Here is a 22,139-nt window from a genome sequence, read left to right on the forward strand (position 1 = left end):
AATTTCCTCCTTTACCTTTCTAGAGTAATATATCTATCTTAAAGAAAACTTATAGCAAAAACACCTGGACTAGCCAGATGTCGAAAAGAGTGTGAAAGTTTTGATGATGTAAAGGTTGAGTTGCACCTGTCTAGAATAATAATAGTTTCCTCCATTTACATAGAGTTCAGCACCGTGAAAAATGGAAATGGGGTGAATATAACTATAAGTCTTTCCAGTGGTATTGCCAAGCAAGGGAGCAACCGTCTCACGAGAGTATTGTTTGGCCAGTGCTAGGGTGTTTTCCTTGCCATTTTGGGCGATAAAATCGATATAGGCAGGTCCAAAATTATAGGCTTGAACAGCCGTCCAAACATCTACACCCTTCTTCTGGGCCAGATAGAGATTGTCTGTCAGAGTTTGAACGCCTTGCCGAATGCTAGAGGCATTATCATTGATGGTGTTGGTTGAACCACTTGCAGACTCACTAGACTGCATGACATCGCCTTCTTTTCCTTTTGTTTCGGTATAAATCATAGCGAGCACAAGCTCTTCGTTTGCTGGGGTGTCTTTTTCACTCAAGATTTCTCGCACCATGGGTTGATAGGTCATGACTTGCTTGACATCTTGGTGAACGCGGTAAGCTTTATATCCAGCAAAAAGGAAGACTGCTAGTACAAGCACTCTTCGAATTCGTTTAAACATTATTTGCTTTGAATATCCTCGATATTTTTGATTAAGATAGAGTAAGTTCCATTGTCGTTTTGGATAAACTCAACAGACTCGGCGTCTTGATAGACGTTATTGGGAACAATGAGCTCAATTCCATTTGACAAGGAAAGTTTTTGGTTTTCAAATTTTTTAAGCTGACGACTGGCATCAATTTCATCAAATTGAACTGGTTCTGGTACGGCTTCTTTGACTTGGTCAATAAAGCTCAAACGAGCTGTCAGATTGTTGTCAAAAAGGTCGTTAGCCAATTTTTCAGGTGACAATTCATTACTTTCTTCTAGATTATTGAAAATCGCTGATTTGACCTTGGATTGAAATTGAAAATCATCTGTGTTAAAAGTCTCAGCAATTCTCTGGGCCGTTTTTTCCAGTTCCTTGATAGATTTCTTAGGAGAAATCTTAGGAGCGACAGCAAGAAGATTATCTGAAAAATAGTTCAAGAAAGTTCCATTGTACTTGATTCGTTTTTCAATCAGATGGTACTTGCGGCTCTGAAGATTGACCACCAAGGCTTCGTCGGCACCCGTTCCAAATCCAGGCAGGTTATTCTGAGTCAGCTTGATTGGATTATCAACTTCTCCACCGAGGTGAGTCAAGGTCTCCCGCAGAGCAATTCGCAAGAAAGCGAAATGTTCTACACCTTCTTTAGAAAATTGCACAAAAATCAAGTCATTGGTCTTGAGGTTTTCAGAAATACTGAACTCTTCTTTCCAGAGATTAGCCAATGTTACTGATGTCTCCAACAAATCGTCTGTGATATGATTGAAGAAGGGATTTTCTTCCTCGAAAATCCCAGTCTTGGCTTCATCTGAATACACACGTTCAATTTTTCTACGCAGGTATTCTTCGATTTTTGGAGTAATATTGAGAAGCTTATCCGCTAGGAACAGCTCGGTATCATCCGGACTGAACTGGTGAATAATGGCTTTCTTAATATAAATATCCATAAAAGTTTTAGTCCTCGTATAATGGGAAGGCATCTGTCAATTCTTTGACTGCACTTCTCACTTCTTCTAAGACAGCTTCATTTTCTGCATTTTTAAGGGTTTTAATGATGAGCTCAGCCACTTTGCGACTTTCTTCTTCACCAAATCCACGTGCAGTAATAGCTGCTGCTCCGATACGAATCCCACTAGTCTTGAATGGTGACAAGGTTTCGTAAGGGATTGAGTTTTTATTTAAGGTAATATTGACTTCATCCAGCAAGTTTTGAGCAACTTTTCCGTTTTCTACAACCTTAGTCACATCCACTAGGAAGAGGTGGTTTTCAGTCCCGCCAGAAATGATACGGAAATCAGGGTCTTGCAAGAAGACATCTGCCATAGCCTTACTGTTTTTGATAACATTAGCAGCGTATTCCTTGAAGGCTGGATCCAAAACTTCTTTGAAGGAAACAGCTTTAGCTGCCACAACGTGCTCCAAAGGACCACCCTGAATACCAGGGAAAATAGCTGAATTGATTTTCTTAGCTAAATCTTCATCATTGGTCAAAATCAAACCACCACGAGGGCCACGAAGGGTTTTGTGGGTTGTGGTTGTCGTGATATGAGCGTATGGTACTGGGCTTGGATGTAGACCAGCAGCAACCAAACCAGCGATATGAGCCATATCTACCATAAGTTTAGCCCCAACAGCGTCCGCAATTTCACGGAATTTTGAAAAGTCGATAATTTGAGAATAGGCTGAAGCACCTGCTACGATCAATTTTGGTTTTACTTCTTGGGCTTGTTTCAAGATAGCATCAAAATCTAAGAGTTCCGTTTCAGGATCAACACTGTAAGAAACAAAGTTGTAGGTTTGACCTGAGAAGCTAACTGGAGCTCCGTGGGTCAAGTGTCCACCTGCTGCCAAATCCATCCCCATAACGGTATCACCCGGCTCAATCAAGGCCATGTAAGCCGCACAGTTGGCTTGGCTTCCTGAATGTGGTTGGACATTAGCGAATTTAGCGCCGAAAATTTCTTTTGCACGTTCAATAGCTAGACTTTCTACCACATCTACTACATCTGTTCCACCATAATAACGGCGACCTGGGTAGCCTTCGGCGTATTTATTCGTCAAGATAGACCCTTGAGCTGCCATAACAGCCTTGGAAACTACGTTTTCCGAAGCAATCAACTCAATGTTGTTTTGTTGTCGTTCTTCTTCTTTGGCAATAGCATTCCAGAGATCAGCATCGTATGCTTTAAAATCATCTTTGTCAAAAATCATAGGTCTTCTCCTTTATTGTGTGACTAGTCCATTAGTTTAATTTTCTTATTAGAAAATCAAACTAAAAGATGCGAATAAACCGTTTCTGCATTTTATCACAAGTATAACCAACTTTTTCATAAAATGCATGAGCACCCAGACGATGATCAGCAGAGTTTAAGCGGATAAACCCATAACCACGTCTTTTTGCTTCTTCTTCCAACCCTTGTAATAAGCTTTTACCAATACCTTGACCTTGCGCTTGAGGTGAAACTGCTAAAGCTAAAATATTAAATCCTGCCTTAGAATAAAGTGATTCATGGACCTCAGCGTGGACATATCCAAGCAAGGCATGACTAGCTTCATCCTCATAAGCAAGTAGGAAATGATGGGAATCCTGAGATAATCTAGCTAGTTGACTAGCTGTGTCCTCTGGACTAAAAGAATAGCCCAAAGCTTCTTGGTTAATGTCACAAATAGCTTTCGCATCTGTTTCTTGCAAATCTCTTAGCATCTCATTCCTCCTCAAAAGAAATCTCCGGTAACTGAGCAAGAATATCTTCTCGCTTAATGGCCCCTTGGCGTAAGATTTTCACCTTATCTCCAGACAAGTCCAAAATAGTCGAATCCTGTCCGGTTAGAAAAGCATCGTCTTCTAGACCCAGAACCTCTTGGTCAAAATCCTTCAGAATTTGTTCAAAGGTTACTCCACTTGCCTGACCTGAAATATTGGCAGACGGTCCAATCAAGGGCCCTGTCTCTCGAATCAAATCCAGCGTGATAGGATGACTGGGCATCCGAAATCCCACAGTTTCAAGACCAGAATTGACCCAATAGGGAACTCGGTCATTGGCTTCTAGAATAATGGTCAAGGGACCCGGTAAAAAGGTCTCGACAAACTTTTGTAGATAAGTTGGCTGATTCTTTGAAAAGTGCAAGATATCCTCTAAAGAGGCAATATTGAGATTGAGTGCCTTGTCTCTGGGACGACGTTTAATCTGGTATACATGATTAACTGCTTTTTCGTCTAGAGCCTTGGCAAACAGACCGTAAACTGTCTCTGTAGGTAGAACGACAGCTCCACCATTTTCCAACTCTTGTCTAATCCTGTCCATCATCAACCACGACCATCCTATCTTGACCAAATTGGTCCTTAAGTGTTCTTACACGTTTTTCAGGAAGATGCTTCCTAAAAAGTTCAGGAACACTTTGACCTTGCTTGTATCCAATTTCAAGGTAAATCTTACCACCATCTTTGAGATAGTCTTTTGCATCTTCCGCAATTCTACGATAAATAGCTAGGCCATCCTCGTCTGCAAAGAGAGCTAGATGAGGCTCCGAATGCAAGACATTCAAGCCGACCTCTGACTCATCTTCACGAGAGATATAGGGTGGATTGGAAACAATTATATCATATTTTTCAGAAATTTCTGTAAAACAGTCAGATTTTTTTAAAAATATTTGAAGATTTTGATTTTTAGCATTTTCACTGGCTATATCTAAAGCATCTTGGGAAATATCTGCTGCTGTCACTGACCAATCTGGTCTGTTTTTTGCTAAGGCGAGAGCAATAGCTCCACTACCTGTTCCAATATCCAGAACTGAAAGATTCGTCTCAGGATTTTCAGCCAGGATAAGCTCCACCAACTCCTCTGTTTCTGGACGGGGAATCAAAACCCGCTCATCAACTTTTAACTGCATTCCATAAAAATCTGCCTGTCCAATGATGTACTGTGCCGGTTTATGAGTTGCTAACTGTTGGAAAATTCCTTTTACAAATACTTCTTCCTCTTCCGTCACTTCCTGCTGGAGGGCAAAAACAAAGTCCGTAAAAGATAGATTTTTCAGGCTACGATAGACAAAAGAGAGGCTTTCAGCTTCCTCTCCTTGTCTTATCAATTCTTCTTCAAAATCTGAAAATAATTGAGCTAATTTCATTATTTATTTGTTTAATTCTTCTAATTTTTGTGTTTGGTCATAAAGCACCAAGGCATCCACAACTTCGTCCAATTTACCAGACAAGATGGTATCTAGTTTTTGGAGAGTTAAGCCGATACGGTGGTCTGTGACACGGTTTTGTGGGAAGTTATAAGTACGAATCCGTTCTGAACGGTCACCAGTACCGATTGTTGACTTACGCTCAGCGTCTTGTTCATCCTGAGCAATTTGTGCAAAGTGGTCAGCAACACGCGCACGGATGATTTTCATAGCCTTCTCACGGTTCTTCTGCTGGGTACGTTCTTCCTGCATCTCAACCTTGATATTGGTTGGCAAGTGAACGATACGAACGGCAGTCGCAACCTTATTGACGTTCTGTCCACCAGCACCTGATGCGTGGTAGATATCAACACGAAGGTCTTTTGGATCAATATCATATTCAACTTCTTCCACTTCAGGCATGACAAGAACTGTGGCAGTTGATGTATGGACACGGCCTTGACTTTCTGTCACAGGGACACGTTGAACACGGTGGGCACCTGATTCGTACTTGAGTTTTGAGTATACGGACTGACCTGAAACCATGGCAACAACTTCTTTAAAACCACCGACACCGTTCATAGAAGATTCCATGACTTCAAAACGCCAGCCTTGGGCTTCCGCATACTTTTGGTACATGGTTAAAAGATCTCCAGCGAAAAGTGCTGCTTCGTCTCCACCAGCTGCTCCACGAATTTCTAAGATAATATTCTTGTCATCGTTTGGATCTTTAGGAAGGAGCAAGATCTTCAGTTTTTCTTCGTATTCTTCTTTTTCAGCCTTGGCATCTTTGAGTTCTTGCTTAGCCATTTCTTCCAAGTCAGCGTCTCCGCCTGATTCCTTAATCATCTCTTCAGCGTCAACGATGTTTTGAAGGACTTGTTTGTACTCACGGTAGGCTGTTACCGTATCGCGAGTAGAAGCCTCTTCTTTCGAAAGTTCCATGAAACGCTTGGTGTCCGAAACGATATCTGGGTCACTGAGCAACTCTCCTAATTCTTCATAACGGTCTTCTACAGCTTGTAGTTGATCATAGATATTCATTTTTTCTCCTTATTTCTCAATTGTTAAATCATAGATTGCTACTACTTCGTTCTCGGATATTTCCCCAGTTTCTTTAAATCCATAACTGAGGTAACAATATCTTGCATGTTCGTTTTCTGGTTCATAAGACAACCAAAGTTTATTGCTTAAACCTGCTGGCGCTGTCCGAACATAGTCTAGTACTTTATCCATAATTGGTTTAAAATATCCTTGATTTTGAAAATTCTTATCAATCATAAAACGAAATAGTAAATAATTTCCACTACTAATTCCGATCTTTTTATCATAAGCTATCATCACAAAACCTATAATTGCATCATTATCATAAACTGCCAATGGAGCTACAAAATCTCCATTTTTAGTGTAGACGTATGCTTCAGCTAAACTAATTGCGTTGGTTGCAATGTATTGTTTTTGATATTCCTTGACATCCAAATTCAAAACATCAAAATAATTTTCCATTGTAACATCTCTTAGTTCAATTGTCATAGTTTTACTCCTTGTTAGAGGTTATCATTGGCGCAAAATAATGTTTACGGCAAACCGAGATATAGGTTTCATTGCCACCAATCTGAATCTGCTCACCATCGTAAACGGGCAGTCCATCCTGTGCTCGCAAAACCATAGTCGCCTTTTTCTTACAATACTGACAGATGGTTTTAATCTCATCGATTTTATCTGCTAAAAGCAAGAGATACTTGGAACCTTCGAACAGTTCATTGCGAAAGTCATTTTTCAAGCCAAAAGCCATGACAGGTATGTCTAACTCATCAACAACACGAGCTAGATCATAAACATGATGGCGCTTAAGAAACTGGGCTTCATCGACCAACACACAGTAAGGCTTTTCTGGTAGGTCTCGGATATAGCCAAAGATATCCGTCGTCTCCTCAATCGCAAGAGCAGGGCGTTTCATACCGATTCGACTCGACACATAGCCAACACCGTCACGCGTATCCAGAGCCGAGGTCATAATCACAACACCTTTTCCTTGCTCCTCATAGTTATAGGCCACCTTGAGAATCTCAATCGTCTTACCTGAGTTCATTGTCCCATAACGATAATACAACTGTGCCATGTTTCTTGCTTCACGTCCATTTCTAAATTTTTGCTACATTCTAGTATATCATAATTTTCTTAAGCTTTAAACGGCAAAATGTGGTAGAATAGAAGAAATCAAAAACTAGTGGAGGAAGCTATTATGCCATTTGTACGCATCGATTTATTTGAAGGACGCACGCTCGAGCAAAAGAAATCTCTTGCTAAGGAAGTAACGGAAGCGGTTGTTCGCAACACTGGAGCCCCTCAATCTGCTGTCCATGTCATCATCAACGACATGCCAGAAGGAACTTATTTCCCACAAGGGGAAATGCGTACCAAATAAGCTAGCTTAAGCAGAATTGCTTAGGCTTTTTCAATCTCCAAGTAGCATCCATTGAAGAAATAGTTCAAATTTGTTACAATTTGAAAAGAGACTTGGAAAAATTTCCAAGAAAAGAGCTATTAATTAAAGGAAACATTATGATTACACGTGAATTTGATACCATCGCTGCTATCTCCACTCCACTAGGCGAAGGAGCTATCGGTATTGTCCGCCTGAGCGGAACAGACAGTTTTGCTATTGCGCAAAAGATTTTTAAAGGAAAAGACTTGAGTCAGGTTGCTAGCCATACTCTCAACTACGGTCACATTATTGATCCTCTGACTGGTAAAGTCATGGACGAGGTTATGGTTGGGGTTATGAAGTCTCCAAAAACCTTCACTCGTGAAGATATTATCGAGATTAACACCCACGGTGGGATTGCGGTGACCAATGAGATTCTCCAACTAGCAATCCGTGAAGGAGCTCGGTTGGCAGAACCTGGTGAATTTACCAAACGTGCCTTCCTAAATGGACGTGTGGACTTGACTCAGGCTGAGGCGGTCATGGATATCATCCGCGCCAAGACAGACAAGGCCATGAACATTGCGGTCAAACAACTTGATGGTTCCCTTTCTGATCTGATTAACAATACCCGTCAAGAAATCCTCAATACTCTTGCCCAAGTCGAGGTCAATATCGATTATCCTGAGTATGACGATGTTGAGGAAGCTACTACTGCTGTTGTCCGTGAGAAGACTATGGAGTTTGAGCAATTGCTAACCAATCTTCTTAGGACAGCCCGCCGCGGTAAAATCCTTCGTGAAGGAATTTCCACTGCTATTATCGGACGTCCCAACGTTGGGAAATCGAGCCTCCTCAACAACCTCTTGCGTGAGGACAAGGCTATCGTTACAGATATTGCTGGTACGACTCGAGATGTCATCGAAGAATACGTCAATATCAACGGTGTTCCTCTCAAATTGATTGATACAGCTGGAATTCGTGAAACAGATGACATTGTAGAACAAATCGGTGTTGAGCGTTCGAAAAAAGCCCTCAAGGAAGCTGACTTGGTTCTACTGGTGCTAAATGCCAGTGAACCACTAACCGCCCAAGACAGACAACTTCTTGAGATTAGCCAAGATACAAACCGTATTATTCTTCTTAATAAAACCGACCTACCTGAAGCGATTGAAACTTCTGAACTTCCAGAAGATGTCATCCGTATTTCAGTTCTTAAAAACCAAAACATTGATAAGATAGAAGAGAGAATCAACAACCTCTTCTTTGAAAATGCTGGTTTGGTGGAGCAAGACGCAACCTACCTATCAAATGCCCGTCACATTTCCTTGATTGAGAAGGCTGTTGAAAGCCTACAAGCTGTTAATGAAGGTCTTGAACTGGGGATGCCAGTTGATTTGCTTCAAGTAGATTTGACACGTACTTGGGAAATTCTCGGTGAAATCACAGGTGATGCGGCTCCTGATGAACTCATCACCCAACTCTTTAGCCAATTCTGTTTAGGAAAATAAGAAATCCATGATCGTTCAATCGGTCATGGATTTTATTGTCTTCATTAATAATCTGGTCTTAAAACCCCTGTTACAGTTGCCTTAGTCGCTTCGTAGTCGCCATCTACGACAACTTTGATAATGCGTTTGGCATCTTCTTCTGGTGCTGGAACAAGAGGTAGACGAGTTGGACCAGCTTCAAATCCCATATAGTTGAGAACGGCCTTGACAGGAGCAGGGCTTGGATAAGAGAAGAGGGCATTAACCTTAGGAATGAATTTACGCTGAATTGCTGCAGCTTTCTTCATGTCGCTTTCTGCAATGGCAGTAAACATCTCGTGCATTTCACCCCCATTTGTATGGGATGCAACAGAAATGACCCCGTCCGCACCAAGGTTCATGGCATGAAAAGCATCGCCATCCTCACCAGTATAGACCAAGAACTCTTCTGGCTTATGCTCAATCAAGTAAGCCATATTGGCCAAGCTAGTACATTCTTTAACCCCAATGATATTTGGATGGTCAGCCAAACGAAGCATGGTTTCTGGAGTTAATTCGACAACCACACGACCTGGAATGTTATAGATGATAATTGGTAGGTCCGAAGCGTCTGCAATTGCTTTAAAATGCTGATACATTCCTTCTTGAGAAGGTTTGTTGTAGTAAGGTACAATAGCGAGTCCAGCAGCAAAACCGCCAAATTCCGCTACTTCTTTGACAAACTCAATAGAGTCACGCGTATCATTAGTACCTACACCCGCAATCAAAGGAACGCGTCCATTGACAATCTTTTGTACAGCCGCAAACAACTCCAACTCCTCATCGTGGGTCAAAGTTGGACTCTCAGCGGTGGTTCCTGCGAGAAGAATTCCATCCGTATGATGGGCCAATAAATGCTCAATCAAGGCTGGAATGGCATCAAAATTGATGGAACCATCCTCGTGGAAGGGAGTAATAAAGGCTGTGATGATTTTACACTCTTTTAAATCTTGATAAGACATGAAAACACCTCTCTATTTCAAAGAAGGAGTTCATCTGAACTCCTAAACGATATAACTATTTTAATTCAAATTTCAATTCGGCAGTTGGACGAACCAAGCCACGTTCATGAAGAGTTTCAGCAATCTGAACTGAGTTCCAAGCAGCACCTTTGAGCAGGTTGTCTGAAACAACCCACATGTGGATTCCTTTTTCAGCATCCAAGTCTTTACGGATACGACCAACAAAGGTATCACGTGAACCAACTGCATTGATAGCTTGAGGATAGATTTGATGAGCTACATCATCTTCAAGGACAGCGCCTGGGAAGGCTGCGATAGCTGCTTTAACTTCTTCAATTGGAGCCACTTCTTTTGTTTCGATGTAAACAGACTCAGAGTGAGCTGACAAGACTGGAATGCGCACACATGTTGCAGACACCGCGATGCTATCATCTTCCATGATTTTCTTAGTTTCCTTAGTCATCTTCATCTCTTCGTAAGTGTAATCATTGTCAGTGAAAACATCAATTTGCGGAAGAGCGTTAAAGGCGATAGGATAGTGTTTCTTGTCCCCACCTGAAGGCAAGATTTCCGCATGCAAATCACGTGGGTTTACACCATCATTCAAGACTTCACGAAGTTCACGTTGTGTTTCAAGAATCGCTCCCATACCAGCACCTGAGACGGCTTGGTAAGTTGAAACGATGATACGATCCAAGCCCCATTTTTGGCGAACTGGCTCAAGAGCCACCATCATTTGGATTGTTGAACAGTTAGGGCAGGCAATGATCCCGTTGTGAGCATCAAGTGCATGAGCATTGACCTCTGGAACAACCAATGGTACATCAGGATTTTGACGGAAGTAAGATGTATTATCTACTACTACCGCTCCAGCTTTAACTGCGTATGGTGCATACTTAGCTGATGTAGAACCACCTGCTGAAAAGAGAGCAATATCAACTCCTTCAAAAGCTGTTTCAGTCGTTTCTTCAATCGTAATATCTTGATCTTTAAATTTCAAAGTCTTGCCTGCTGAACGTGCAGAAGCAAGTAAACGAATTTTATCGATTGGAAGTGTTGATTCTTCCAACATTTTTATCATCTGAGCTCCGACAGCACCTGTCGCGCCGACTACAGCAACTGTATATCCCATAAATAACCTCTTTCGGAATTTTCTAAAAATTTCTATAATAGATGTATTATACTACTTTTTCCATGAATTGCAAAGCTTTTTCATCATTTTTTGGAAAATAAAAATCCCCAGTCGCTAGACCAGGGACTAAGAGGCATCTTCATGTGATGAGCAGGTTCACACAACTCATCAAGGTCCGCTCCTGCGTTATGACCTCCTTATGCTCAATAGTAGTCCGAAGACTACCTATCGACTCATCGCATCTTCTATTCTACTAAAGAGAATCACTTTTGTCAACAGACGAAACTCTTTATATTATCAAATTCAAACTTCGTCAGCGTCTCCTTAGCGTATATATGTTACTGACTTCGTCAGTTTCATCTACAACCTCAAAAACATGTTTTGAGCTGACTTCGTCAGTCTTATCTACAACCTCAAAGCAGTGCTTTGATCAGCCTGCAGCTAGCTTCCTAGTTTGCTCTTTGATTTTCATTGAGTATTAGTTTCATTTACACAGCTGAATAGAAATATCTTTGAAACATTTGATGCAGACATAACAAAAACCCTTGTAAATAAAGGGCTTTTCTGTCTATTTAATGCTAATTGCCGGGATTGAACCGGCGACCTCATCCTTACCATGGATGCGCTCTGCCAACTGAGCTAAATCAGCTTACTTGAAAAGTATACTATAATCAGAAAATCCTGTCAAGTTTTCCTTAAAAATTTTCCATAAGAAAAAGCCAGGTAAGAGCTACCTAGCTTATCTAATTCTATTTGCTTAAATCGATTCGACGACCAATTTTACCGATAATAATCGCTCCAATAATCAATGAGGCGAATTCACCGATACCTGTTGTGAACCAAGTAAGGAAAAATGGTAATTGCGCTACGATATTCAACTCTGCAGCGATAGTAAACATAGAAATTGAAAAGAGGATTGAAAAAAAGAAATGATCTTTTCGAATTAATCCATTAAAGAGGTAATCTTTGCTGTATTTTGCAAAAAGCCAAACACCTAGACTGAGGAATACCAAGGTTGATCCACCACCAACAAAGACATCTAGCAGTCCGAAGCTAAAGAAATTAGCAATCATACAACCGATGGTAACTCCGATGATGTACTTAGGATTGTAAAAAGCCATAAAGTTCATCATTTCTGAAATACGGAACTGATAAGCACCATAGCTGATGGCATTTAGAGGCGGTGTGACAGTCAAAACGACATAGATAGCAGCGACGATTGCGATATCTGCAACATCACGAATAGTTAATTTTTTCATCTTTTCTCCTTTAGCGGTTGCCCGCGTGTAATATGCTTGGTGAAAGAAGCTAAGCACCAAGGGTTGCTTTATTCAACCTTACTAGTATAGCACAATAGCCTGCTTTATGCTATACTTAAACCATGAAAATTCCTATTCAAAAATTTTTTAACAATGAAATTTTATCCTATCTCTTTTTTGGCCTTGCAACAACTCTAGTTTCGATTCTCTCACGACTAGTCATTTATCAACTAAGTCATCAGGAACTCCTTGCTACTGCTCTAGCAAATATTATTGGTATCCTCTTTGCCTTTATCACAAATGATACAATCGTGTTTAAACAAGCAAGGAAGAATCGACTTATCCGTTTAGTGAAATTTTTTCTTGCCCGCCTTTCTACTTTTCTGTTAGACTTGTTTTTAACTTTTCTCTTTGTAACCCAATTTCCTCACATCATAGGACAATTCGTAAATGAAAGTCTTGACAAAATCAATGCAATCGAAACAGTTCTTGCACAAATATCAATAATTATTCTTAATTATATTCTAAGTAAGCTATATGTTTTTAAAAAATAAAAATTTTGAGCATATATCTTGCAAGCTCTTCTTAATTAATATATAATTAAGAGTAAAAATTTTTTGAAAGGGAAAATGAAAATGTTAAAAGATCTTAAAGCATTTTTGCTTCGTGGTAATGTTGTTGACCTTGCTGTCGGTGTGATCATTGCCTCTGCTTTTGGTGCTATCGTTACTTCATTTGTTAATGATATCATCACTCCACTCCTATTGAACCCAGCCTTGAAAGCTGCGAAAGTACAAAACATCGCTGAGCTTGCATGGAATGGTGTTACATATGGTAAATTCTTGAGTGCTATTATCAACTTCCTTGTTGTAGGTACTGTTCTCTTCTTCGTTATTAAAGCTATGGAAAAAGCTCAAAGCCTTACTAAAAAAGAAGAAGTTGTTGAAGAGGAAGCACCAGCTGCACCAACTGAATTGGAAGTACTTCAAGAAATCAAAGCCCTTCTTGAGAAAAAATAAGCGATTAAAAGGATCTAGCGCAAAGCTAAATCCTTTTTCTTTACTCTTTCGGCAACTTACCTGCTTTCTCTAGCATTTTCTTGATCAAATAAGGCATCTTAACATTTTCACGACCTTTTTTCTCAATCAGTTTTTTCACAAATTCTGGCATTTGTAAATCTTGAGATTCGGCCAAAATGTTTTTCGTCTCGTCTGAAGGAACTAATTCATCAAAGGTTTCTTCTTCTGGGAGAAATTCCTTAAATTCTTTGTCCTCATTAGCTCTGACGGTATTAACCAAGGCATCAATCAAACGAGAATCTGTATTTGGCATTGGTGGACGATGGTAGTTTACACCAAATTCCTGACATAAGTCATAACATTCCACATCATTGTCAAACAAGACTTCAATATGCTCGCTAATGAAGCTGATAGGAACAAAAATATAATGGTCTGGATGTTCTTTCTGTTCTCTGAGATACTCTAAAACATCTGGCTTAATCCATGGAATCCCGATATCACTTTCACTCTGCCAAGTGTTAGTATATTGCTCTGAACTCAAGCCTAGTTTTTCAGCGACTAGCTTGCTATTTTCAAAAATTTGGTCGATATAGGGGTCACCAAAATCCAAGGCAAAAATAGGTACACTATGGGCTGAAAAGATGACTTTAAAGCTATCTTGCTTCACTTCATCTTTTAAAATCTTAGCAATTTCATCTGCCCAATAGTTTAGCAAGGCCTCTTCTTGATACCAGTCCTTAATGACCAAAAATTGAATTTGCTTGCTTTCTAAAAATTTCTCATAACCCATGACAGAGTAAAAAGAATAATGAGGCTCCAAAATCAAACAAATACATTGCTCGATTCCGTCTGCTTCCATCTGACTAATCACATCTGGAATAAAGGGACTGGAAAATTTATTGGCAAAATAGACACTATATTCATTTCCTAGCCTAGCTTCTACTAAGGCAACCTCTTCACGGGTAATTCTTTGCAGAGGCGTACCTCCAATAAGTACATAATTATCATAGAGTGTTTGAATCTCGTGATCTTGAGGTCTCACTCCACGACGAATATTTGTGAAAAAATCAGCCACACCTTCAAAGGTAATCTCTTCTGGTGAACCGAAAGTCATCATTAAAATTGCTTTTTTCATAATCGCTTCCTTGTGATATTTTTATCAAGTTTATTTTATCATTTATCCATTAATAAGTAAACGCCAACATAGCGAATTTCCCTAACTTCTGTCTTTTGTTTTTCTCTCTTTTCTATGATACAATGGAAAAAATGAATTCAAAAGGAGTTTTTTATGACTTATCCAAATCTCTTGGACCGCTTCTTGACCTACGTTAAGGTCAACACGCGCTCTGATGAACACTCTACTACTACTCCAAGTACGCAGAGTCAGGTAGATTTTGCTACAAATGTTCTTATCCCTGAAATGAAACGTGTTGGACTGCAAAACGTCTACTACCTTCCAAATGGTTTTGCGATTGGTACCTTGCCAGCCAATGATCCATCTTTAACGCATAAGATTGGCTTTATCTCCCACATGGATACTGCTGACTTTAATGCCGAAGGAGTTAATCCCCAGGTAATTGAAAACTACGATGGTGGTGTGATTGAACTTGGAAATTCTGGTTTTAAATTAGATCCAGCTGACTTTAAGAGTCTGGAGAAATATCCAGGCCAAACGCTCATTACAACTGATGGAACAACCTTGCTAGGTGCTGATGACAAGTCAGGAATTGCTGAAATTATGACTGCTATTGAATATCTGACTGCCCATCCTGAAATTAAACACTGTGAGATTCGTGTTGGTTTTGGTCCAGATGAAGAAATCGGTGTTGGTGCTAATAAATTTGATGCAGATGATTTTGATGTGGACTTTGCCTACACAGTTGATGGTGGTCCATTAGGTGAACTTCAGTACGAGACCTTTTCAGCAGCTGGGGCTGAAGTGCATTTCCAAGGGCGCAATGTCCACCCTGGTACTGCCAAAGGTCAGATGGTCAATGCCCTTCAGCTAGCAATTGATTTCCATAATCAACTTCCAGAGAATGACAGACCTGAGTTAACAGAAGGTTACCAAGGTTTTTACCATCTAATGGATGTGACAGGTAGTGTCGAGGAGGCGCGTGCTAGCTACATCATTCGTGATTTTGAAAAAGATGCCTTTGAAGCGCGTAAAGCAGCTATGCAGTCTATCGCTGATAAGATGAATCAAGAACTTGGTAGCGACCGTGTCACTCTAAACTTGACAGACCAGTACTACAATATGAAAGAAGTCATTGAAAAAGATATGACTCCAATTACCATTGCTAAAGCCGTTATGGAAGATTTGGGGATCACTCCTATTATCGAACCAATCCGTGGAGGGACAGACGGCTCTAAGATTTCCTTTATGGGAATCCCAACCCCTAATATCTTTGCTGGTGGCGAGAATATGCACGGTCGTTTTGAATACGTTAGCCTTCAGACTATGGAACGTGCAGTTGATACAATCATTGGTATCGTAGCCTATAAATACTAAAAATAGACTGGGCAAAAACTCAATTTTAAGAGAAAATGAAGTAAATCTTCACACAATAAAACGCATAGTATCAAGTTTTTTCTGTACTGATACTGTGCGTTTTTTGATTATAAATGCGAATTATTTAGTAGGACTTCTCTTTATTGATGAACTGCTTGAGCTGCTGTGATGAGGGTTAACTTGTAAACATCATCTGCATTACATCCACGAGAAAGGTCGTTAACTGGCTTGTTCAAACCTTGCAAAACAGGACCTACTGCCGCAAAGCCACCAAGACGTTCTGCCATCTTGTAGCCGATATTTCCTGCCTCGATACCTGGGAAGATAAAGACATTTGCTTGACCAGCTACTGTACTTCCAGGAGCTTTCAAAGCTGCAGTTTCAGGAACAAAGGCTGCATCAAATTGCAACTCACCATCGATTTCAAGGTCAGGTCGCAAGTCGTGAGCAATTTTAGTTGCTTCAACGACCTTATCAACGCTTTCACCAAACCCTGAACCTTTAGTAGAATAGCTCAGCATGGCAATTTTAGGCTCGATGCCAAACATCTTAGCTGTGATTGCTGAGTTGATGGCAATTTCAGCCAAGGCTTCTGCATCAGGATTGATATTGATAGCACAGTCTCCAAATAGGTAACGTTCCGTACCACGAACCATGAGGAAGGCACCTGAAGTACGAGTCACATTTGGACGAGTTTTGATGATTTGTAGGGCTGGGCGAACTGTTGAAGCTGTTGAGTGAATAGCTCCAGATACCATTCCATCAACCAAGCCCAAGTAAACCAACATAACACCAAAGTAATTGACATCTTCAACCAAAACCTTACATGCATCTTCTTCAGACATTTTGCCCTTACGACGCTCTACCAAGGCAGCAACCATTTCTTCAAATTGAGGATAATGTTGAGGGTCAATGACTTCATAACCATCCATGATCCCTTCAATTTCAAGATAAATTTTAATTTTTTCAGGATTTCCAAGCAAAACAGGAATCACTTCTGTTTCTTTTACCAAGCGTTTAGTCGCTTGAAGAATACGAGGCTCTTCCCCTTCAGGGAGAACGATACGAGCATTTTTACCAACCAAGTTGGCTTTGAGACTTTCAAAAACTTCCATGAGTTTTCTCCTTTAAAATAATAATTATACTCTGAATCAGTTTTTATAGAGTATTAGTTGATAACTGGGTAATAAGGTTACTGAAATCATCCGGCAAGGGACTTTCTAACTGCCAGTCTTGCTCTAAAAATGGATGATAAAAGGATAGGTAATGGCAATGCAGGGCCTGACGTTGAATGCCGTCGTCCAGACTACCACCATACAAATCATCTCCCAACAAAGGAAAACCAATATGAGAAAAATGGACTCTGATTTGGTGAGTTCGACCAGTGTGCAGACGAATATCTACCAAATGAATATTTCCATAAGAAGCTACAATCTTGTAGGAAGTATGGGCATACTTTCCTCCTTTTGCCACTCGTCTGGTAATAATGGAGTCTTCATCACGCGCAATCGGGGCAATAATTTCTCCTTCCGGCTCCAAATATTCATCTCCTTTAACCAGAGCAAAGTAGCGTTTTTCAATAGACTTTTTCTGCAACTGCTTGTCTAATCGTGCATGGGCATAGCCGTGCTTGGCAAAGAGCATCAAGCCAGAAGTATCTCTATCAAGTCTGGTTACAATGTGAACCTGCTGATTTTCGTAATTTTGCTTGACATAGTAACCCTTGATAAAATTGGCAATGGTATTGGAGTGATTGACACTAGGAATAGAAGCCACTCCATAGGGTTTATTTAAGACTAGAAAATGGTCATCCTCATAGAGAATATCCAGTGGGCGCTCGATTGCTTCTAGAGTTTCAAAGCCTTCCTCAGCAGGAATATCGATAGTAACGCGGTCTCCAATGTCCAATAGATAAGTTGCATTTTGTGGTTGATCATTGACTAGAATAGCTCCGCCTCGAAACTTAATCTTAGCTAGCAGACCCTTAGAAACCTCGTGCTTTTTTAAGAAGGTCTTAACCTTGACATGCTCATCTGCGATAAATTCAAACCTCATTCGTCCACCTCGCCGATAAATGCATCCTTAACACGATTCCAGAAACTGGTATGGCTAGGTGATGCGACAAAGTGAATCTTATGATGGTCGATTTGATACTCAATACGCTCAATATTACGGAAAGAATAAACGCTATTGTCAACCGAAATGGTATGGTAATCGTTTCTCGTCGGGATAAGTTCAATCTTATCCTTCTTAGGAACAATAATGGAAGAGCCCAACGTTCGATAGACACGATTATTAAGGCTGGCAATTTCCGTTAACTGAAGAGCTTCAATGGTAGGGTGTAAAACTGCACCCCCAAGAGACTTGTTATAGGCTGTACTACCAGTCGGTGTCGAAACTGTTAGCCCATCTCCGCGAAAACGTTCAAAGGGAACACCATTGATGACAATATCTGCCACCATGGTTCGATCAGACCTGCGGATGCTGGCTTCGTTGAGGGCACGAAAAATCTTGACCTCTCCATTTCCAAGAAAAACCTTCACATTTAGAACAGGGTAGGAAACCCTTGCTCCGGTATCTAGCTGCAAATTAGTCACTAGCTTGTCCAACTCAAAATCACGGTAGTCCGTATAGAAACCCAAATGTCCAGTATGAACACCGATAAAACGGACCTTATCAAGTTGGTTTTCATACTTATGAAAAGCCGACAAGAGCATGCCATCCCCACCTATGGAGATGACAATATCCGGATTGGTATCATTGAGTATAAACTGATTTCTCTTCAAACGATCTCGCAATTCATACAAAACCCTTTGACTCTGCGGTTTTCTATTAGCTATCAGATCAATTCGTTTACCTGTATTCTTCATCTGTATCGTCACTGTTTCCTACACCGTCATTTAATTTTCTACTCAAAGGATCAAAAAGAGCCTGGGCTTCCTGGATATCATCTCGAATTTTACCCATTTCTTCATCCAACTGATGGGCAATCTTGGCTGTAATTTCCAGTCTCTTTTTAATTTCCTCTGGGAAATCCCCTTGGTACTTGTAGTTGAGAGAATGTTCTATCGTTGCCCAGAAATTCATGGCCAAGGTACGAATTTGAATTTCTGCCAAAATAGTCTTAGCTCCATTGATGGTGTCAACCATATATTCTACTACCACATGATAGGAACGGTAGCCTGATGCTTTTCGATGAGTAATGTAATCTCGCTCCTGTATGATTCGCATGTCCTGACGCTTGTGCAAAATTCCCACTACTTCCTTAACGTCATCTACAAACTGAACCATCACACGCAAACCAGCAATATCTTGCAAATCGTGCTCTAAGGTCGCATAAGTAATGCCACGCCGAGCCATTTTTTCTTTGATGCTCTCAATCGGCTTGACTCGACCAGTCACAAACTCAATCGGAGAATGCTTATTTTGCTTACGATATTGCTTCCGAATACCACGTAGTTTAATCTTTAACTCACCAACAGCTTGAATGTAAGGATCTAGAAATTCTTCCCATTCTAAGGTCATATATTCTCCCTTGTTCTCATACTATCCTTCAAAAATATCTTTGATTTTTTCTCCAGATTCATATACAATAAATACAATGCTTATTATACCATAAATCCGCTTTCAACGATAAAGAAAAGGTAAGAAAAATGAAACATTTAGAAATTGAATTGAAAACACTCTTGAAAAAAGATGAATATGATCATCTAAAAGAGCAGTTCACAGGTGTCACTCCTGTTCTTCAAAAAAATTACTACATCGACACTCCTGATTTTGAACTACGAGAAAAAAAGGTCGCTATGCGCATTCGAACCTTTGAAGACTGGGCAGAACTGACACTCAAAGTCCCGCAAAGTGTTGGAAACATGGAATACAACCAAAAATTGCAACTAAAAGATGCTGAGAACTATCTTAGTAAGGAAGAACTGCCTCAGGGACTGGTTCTTGATGAATTGGCGAAACATGGTATCCAGAGCAAGAACTGGCAGGTGCTTGGTTGTCTCACAACACTTCGCTATGAAATGCAAACAGCTATTGGTCTCATGTCGCTGGATGAAAGTCAGTTCTTTGATATTACAGATTACGAATTAGAGCTCGAAGTGGAAAATCATGAGCACGGCAAACAGGATTTCCAACAATTTTTAGAGGAAAATCAGATTTCCTACCAAAAAGCTCCCTCAAAATTGGTTCGATTTGTCAAAAGCATGAAAAATAGCTGAAATAATCTCCATTTTTTGGTAAAATAGAAGAGATAAAATACAAAAATCCCAGTTCATATAGGCTAGGCAGATATGACTAGGATTTAAAAAGTTTACAGAGGACGGTCTATAATGTCAGATAGAAAAAACATGAAACTTTTCGCACTCAACTCTAACCAAGAGATTGCACAGAAAATTGCTCAAGCTGTTGGTGTGCCACTTGGAAAACTATCATCACGTCAATTTTCAGACGGAGAAATCCAAGTAAATATCGAAGAAAGTGTCCGTGGTTATGATGTTTACATCATCCAGTCTACAAGTTTCCCTGTTAACAACCACCTAATGGAATTGTTGATCATGGTTGACGCTTGTGTGCGCGCAAGTGCCCACAGTATCAACGTTGTCCTTCCATATTTTGGCTATGCACGTCAAGACCGTATCGCTTCGCCTCGTGAGCCACTTACAGCAAAACTAGTTGCTAATATGCTAGTTAAGGCTGGTGTTGACCGTGTCCTTACCCTTGATTTGCATGCTGTTCAGGTGCAAGGCTTCTTTGATATTCCTGTTGACAACCTCTATACAGTTCCTCTATTTGCAAAACATTACTGCGATAAGGGGCTCCTTGGGTCAGATGTTGTTGTCGTTAGCCCTAAAAATTCAGGTGTGAAACGTGCTCGTAGCTTGGCTGAATATCTTGATGCTCCTATCGCCATTATCGATTACCCTCAAGACGATGCAACTCGTAACGAAGGCTATATCATCGGTGATGTTGAAGGTAAGAAAGCCATCTTGATTGATGATATTCTTAATACAGGACGTACCTTCTCTGAAGCTGCTAAAATCGTTGAACGTGAAGGGGCTACAGAAATTTATGCTGTTTCTAGCCACGGTCTCTTCGTCGAAGGAGCTGCTGAACTTCTTGACAATACTAATATTAAAGAAATTCTTGTGACTGATTCAGTAGCAACAAAAGAAAAAACTCCTAAAAACGTATGCTACATCACTGCTAGTGAGTTAATTGGTGATGCTATCGTCCGTATCCACGAAAGAAAACCAGTCAGCCCACTCTTTGCCTACAACAAAAAGAAATAAGGTGATTCTTTGATTTATTTGGACAATGCTGCAACGACTCCCATGTCAGCAGTTGCTATTTCAGCTATGACCAAGGTTATGCAAGAAACCCATGGCAATCCATCTAGTATTCATGGTCATGGTCGTCAAGCTGGCAAACTCTTGAGAGAAGCCCGTCAGGAACTAGCCTTGTTACTGGGGACAAAACCTCAACATATCTTTTTCACTTCTGGTGGGACTGAAGGAAACAATACTGCCATCATTGGCTACTGCCTTCGTCACCAAGAACAAGGAAAACATATCATCACAACTGCCATTGAGCACCATGCCGTCCTTGAAACCATTGATTACTTGGTTCAACACTTTGGGTTTGAAGCAACCATTATCCAACCAGAAAATCAAGAAATCACAGCTCAACAAATTCAAAAAGCTTTACGTGATGATACGATTTTGGTTTCTACCATGTTTGCCAATAATGAGACAGGAAACCTACTACCCATTGCTGAAATTGGCCAAATACTCAAGCAACACCCTGCTGCCTATCATGTCGATGCAGTTCAAGCTATTGGCAAAATCCCTATACACCCAGAAGAATTGGGCATTGATTTTCTCACTGCTTCTGCCCACAAGTTCCATGGTCCTAAGGGAATCGGCTTTCTCTACGCATCTAGCATGGACTTTGATTCCTATCTTCATGGCGGAGACCAAGAACAGAAAAAACGTGCAGGTACTGAAAATCTAGCTGCCATCGTAGGCATGGTTGCAGCCCTAAAAGAAGATTTAGAAAAGCAAGAAGAACATTTTCAACATGTACAAAATCTAGAAACTGCCTTTCTTACAGAGCTAGAAGGAATTCAGTATTACCTGAATAGAGGCGAACACCATCTCCCTTATGTTCTCAATATTGGATTTCCTGGTCAGAAAAATGACCTCTTACTCCTCCGTCTAGATTTGGCTGGAATTTCTATCTCTACTGGCTCAGCTTGCACTGCTGGCATTGTCCAATCTAGTCATGTTCTCGAAGCCATGTACGGGGCAAATTCAGAACGCTTGAAGGAATCCGTTCGCATCAGTTTGTCGCCAGAAAATACTGTTGAAGACCTACAAACCCTCGCAAAAACCTTAAAAGAAATTATCGGAGGTTAGC

General features: G+C 40.5%; 25 protein-coding genes, 1 tRNA gene and 1 riboswitch. Of the genes, 8 read left to right on the forward strand and 18 right to left on the reverse strand.

Features of this window, described 5'->3' with window-relative positions; translation table 11 throughout:
* Window positions 1-69 precede the first annotated feature (69 nt).
* The 9 genes from pmp23 to SK608_RS05770 form a co-directional block, all read right to left on the reverse strand.
* Window positions 70-684: a cell wall hydrolase Pmp23 gene (gene pmp23 / locus SK608_RS05730; RefSeq protein ID WP_033677249.1), complete on the reverse strand. Its 615-nt coding sequence runs from the start codon at window positions 682-684 to the stop codon at window positions 70-72.
* Complete coding sequence (locus tag SK608_RS05735; protein WP_031227911.1) at window positions 684-1,658, reverse strand: nucleoid-associated protein; 975 nt, start codon at window positions 1,656-1,658, stop codon at window positions 684-686. Before SK608_RS05735 ends, pmp23 begins: the two co-directional genes overlap by 1 nt.
* A gap of 7 nt (window positions 1,659-1,665) precedes the next feature.
* Complete coding sequence (gene glyA / locus SK608_RS05740) at window positions 1,666-2,922, reverse strand: serine hydroxymethyltransferase (RefSeq protein WP_033677253.1); 1,257 nt, start codon at window positions 2,920-2,922, stop codon at window positions 1,666-1,668.
* A 61-nt stretch (window positions 2,923-2,983) separates the two neighbouring features.
* Window positions 2,984-3,415 (reverse strand): GNAT family N-acetyltransferase, encoded by a 432-nt coding sequence (locus SK608_RS05745; protein ID WP_033677255.1) that lies wholly within the window; start codon window positions 3,413-3,415, stop codon window positions 2,984-2,986.
* Window position 3,416: 1 nt separating this feature from the next.
* Window positions 3,417-4,019, reverse strand: a complete 603-nt coding sequence (locus tag SK608_RS05750) for an L-threonylcarbamoyladenylate synthase (RefSeq protein ID WP_033677257.1) — start codon at window positions 4,017-4,019, stop codon at window positions 3,417-3,419.
* Entirely contained in the window at window positions 4,003-4,839 is an 837-nt protein-coding gene (gene prmC, locus SK608_RS05755; protein ID WP_033677259.1) for a peptide chain release factor N(5)-glutamine methyltransferase, read from the reverse strand. The genes SK608_RS05750 and prmC overlap by 17 nt, the downstream gene beginning before the upstream one ends.
* A 3-nt stretch (window positions 4,840-4,842) precedes the next feature.
* The gene (gene prfA, locus SK608_RS05760; protein ID WP_033677261.1) at window positions 4,843-5,922 is read right to left on the reverse strand and encodes a peptide chain release factor 1; all 1,080 of its coding nucleotides are present in this window, start codon (window positions 5,920-5,922) and stop codon (window positions 4,843-4,845) included.
* Between the two features lie 9 nt (window positions 5,923-5,931).
* The gene (locus SK608_RS05765) at window positions 5,932-6,411 is read right to left on the reverse strand and encodes a GNAT family N-acetyltransferase (protein ID WP_033677263.1); all 480 of its coding nucleotides are present in this window, start codon (window positions 6,409-6,411) and stop codon (window positions 5,932-5,934) included.
* A 4-nt stretch (window positions 6,412-6,415) separates the two neighbouring features.
* Window positions 6,416-7,000, reverse strand: coding sequence for a thymidine kinase (locus SK608_RS05770; RefSeq protein WP_033677265.1), 585 nt, complete (start codon window positions 6,998-7,000; stop codon window positions 6,416-6,418).
* A gap of 123 nt (window positions 7,001-7,123) precedes the next feature.
* Between SK608_RS05770 and SK608_RS05775 the strand changes: the two genes are divergently transcribed.
* On the forward strand, window positions 7,124-7,306 hold the full coding sequence (locus SK608_RS05775) for a 4-oxalocrotonate tautomerase (protein WP_033677268.1): 183 nt from the start codon (window positions 7,124-7,126) through the stop codon (window positions 7,304-7,306).
* A gap of 137 nt (window positions 7,307-7,443) precedes the next feature.
* On the forward strand, window positions 7,444-8,817 hold the full coding sequence (gene mnmE / locus SK608_RS05780) for a tRNA uridine-5-carboxymethylaminomethyl(34) synthesis GTPase MnmE (protein WP_033677270.1): 1,374 nt from the start codon (window positions 7,444-7,446) through the stop codon (window positions 8,815-8,817).
* A 44-nt stretch (window positions 8,818-8,861) separates the two neighbouring features.
* Here the strand turns inward: mnmE and dapA are convergent, their stop codons facing one another.
* The 4 genes from dapA to SK608_RS05800 form a co-directional block, all read right to left on the reverse strand.
* Window positions 8,862-9,797 carry a 4-hydroxy-tetrahydrodipicolinate synthase gene (gene dapA / locus SK608_RS05785; protein ID WP_033677272.1) on the reverse strand — a complete coding sequence of 312 codons (936 nt, stop codon included), beginning with the start codon at window positions 9,795-9,797 and terminating at the stop codon, window positions 8,862-8,864.
* A gap of 55 nt (window positions 9,798-9,852) precedes the next feature.
* Window positions 9,853-10,929, reverse strand: a complete 1,077-nt coding sequence (locus SK608_RS05790; RefSeq protein ID WP_000542463.1) for an aspartate-semialdehyde dehydrogenase — start codon at window positions 10,927-10,929, stop codon at window positions 9,853-9,855.
* Window positions 10,930-11,505: 576 nt separating this feature from the next.
* Window positions 11,506-11,578: transfer RNA gene (locus SK608_RS05795), tRNA-Thr, on the reverse strand.
* 100 nt (window positions 11,579-11,678) lie between these two features.
* Window positions 11,679-12,188 carry a QueT transporter family protein gene (locus tag SK608_RS05800; RefSeq protein ID WP_000737072.1) on the reverse strand — a complete coding sequence of 170 codons (510 nt, stop codon included), beginning with the start codon at window positions 12,186-12,188 and terminating at the stop codon, window positions 11,679-11,681.
* Window positions 12,186-12,282, reverse strand: a riboswitch (PreQ1 riboswitch). (Overlaps the previous gene by 3 nt.)
* A gap of 28 nt (window positions 12,283-12,310) precedes the next feature.
* On the opposite strand from SK608_RS05800, the gene SK608_RS05805 reads away from it, so the two are divergent.
* Both SK608_RS05805 and mscL read left to right on the forward strand, forming a co-directional pair.
* Window positions 12,311-12,742 carry a GtrA family protein gene (locus SK608_RS05805; RefSeq protein ID WP_033677275.1) on the forward strand — a complete coding sequence of 144 codons (432 nt, stop codon included), beginning with the start codon at window positions 12,311-12,313 and terminating at the stop codon, window positions 12,740-12,742.
* 81 nt (window positions 12,743-12,823) lie between these two features.
* Window positions 12,824-13,207, forward strand: coding sequence for a large conductance mechanosensitive channel protein MscL (gene mscL / locus SK608_RS05810; RefSeq protein WP_023944241.1), 384 nt, complete (start codon window positions 12,824-12,826; stop codon window positions 13,205-13,207).
* A gap of 40 nt (window positions 13,208-13,247) precedes the next feature.
* Here the strand turns inward: mscL and hemH are convergent, their stop codons facing one another.
* Window positions 13,248-14,342, reverse strand: a complete 1,095-nt coding sequence (hemH, locus tag SK608_RS05815; protein ID WP_033677280.1) for a ferrochelatase — start codon at window positions 14,340-14,342, stop codon at window positions 13,248-13,250.
* 153 nt (window positions 14,343-14,495) lie between these two features.
* Here hemH and pepT point away from each other — a divergent pair, with 153 nt between their 5' ends.
* Complete coding sequence (gene pepT / locus SK608_RS05820) at window positions 14,496-15,719, forward strand: peptidase T (protein WP_033677282.1); 1,224 nt, start codon at window positions 14,496-14,498, stop codon at window positions 15,717-15,719.
* 140 nt (window positions 15,720-15,859) lie between these two features.
* On the opposite strand, the gene pta is transcribed toward pepT, so the two are convergent.
* The 4 genes from pta to yjbM are packed head-to-tail and all read right to left on the reverse strand — an operon-like array spanning window position 15,860 to window position 19,244.
* Entirely contained in the window at window positions 15,860-16,834 is a 975-nt protein-coding gene (gene pta / locus SK608_RS05825) for a phosphate acetyltransferase (RefSeq protein WP_033677284.1), read from the reverse strand.
* A 43-nt stretch (window positions 16,835-16,877) separates the two neighbouring features.
* Window positions 16,878-17,774 carry an RluA family pseudouridine synthase gene (locus SK608_RS05830; RefSeq protein WP_033677286.1) on the reverse strand — a complete coding sequence of 299 codons (897 nt, stop codon included), beginning with the start codon at window positions 17,772-17,774 and terminating at the stop codon, window positions 16,878-16,880.
* Complete coding sequence (locus SK608_RS05835) at window positions 17,771-18,589, reverse strand: NAD kinase (protein ID WP_033677288.1); 819 nt, start codon at window positions 18,587-18,589, stop codon at window positions 17,771-17,773. The genes SK608_RS05830 and SK608_RS05835 overlap by 4 nt, the downstream gene beginning before the upstream one ends.
* On the reverse strand, window positions 18,573-19,244 hold the full coding sequence (yjbM, locus tag SK608_RS05840; protein WP_033677290.1) for a GTP diphosphokinase: 672 nt from the start codon (window positions 19,242-19,244) through the stop codon (window positions 18,573-18,575). The genes SK608_RS05835 and yjbM overlap by 17 nt, the downstream gene beginning before the upstream one ends.
* Window positions 19,245-19,372: 128 nt before the next feature.
* Here yjbM and SK608_RS05845 point away from each other — a divergent pair, with 128 nt between their 5' ends.
* The 3 genes from SK608_RS05845 to SK608_RS05855 all read left to right on the forward strand — a co-directional run bounded on the left by SK608_RS05845 (window position 19,373) and on the right by SK608_RS05855 (window position 22,138).
* Window positions 19,373-19,942, forward strand: coding sequence for a CYTH domain-containing protein (locus SK608_RS05845; RefSeq protein ID WP_033677292.1), 570 nt, complete (start codon window positions 19,373-19,375; stop codon window positions 19,940-19,942).
* Between the two features lie 111 nt (window positions 19,943-20,053).
* Window positions 20,054-21,013, forward strand: a complete 960-nt coding sequence (locus tag SK608_RS05850; protein WP_001283823.1) for a ribose-phosphate diphosphokinase — start codon at window positions 20,054-20,056, stop codon at window positions 21,011-21,013.
* 9 nt (window positions 21,014-21,022) lie between these two features.
* Window positions 21,023-22,138: a cysteine desulfurase family protein gene (locus tag SK608_RS05855; protein ID WP_033677295.1), complete on the forward strand. Its 1,116-nt coding sequence runs from the start codon at window positions 21,023-21,025 to the stop codon at window positions 22,136-22,138.
* The last annotated feature ends 1 nt before the right edge of the window (window position 22,139 follow it).

Origin of the sequence: Streptococcus mitis subsp. hohhotensis (assembly GCF_000722775.1) — a bacterium.
Classification (GTDB): Bacteria; Bacillota; Bacilli; order Lactobacillales; family Streptococcaceae; genus Streptococcus; species Streptococcus carlssonii.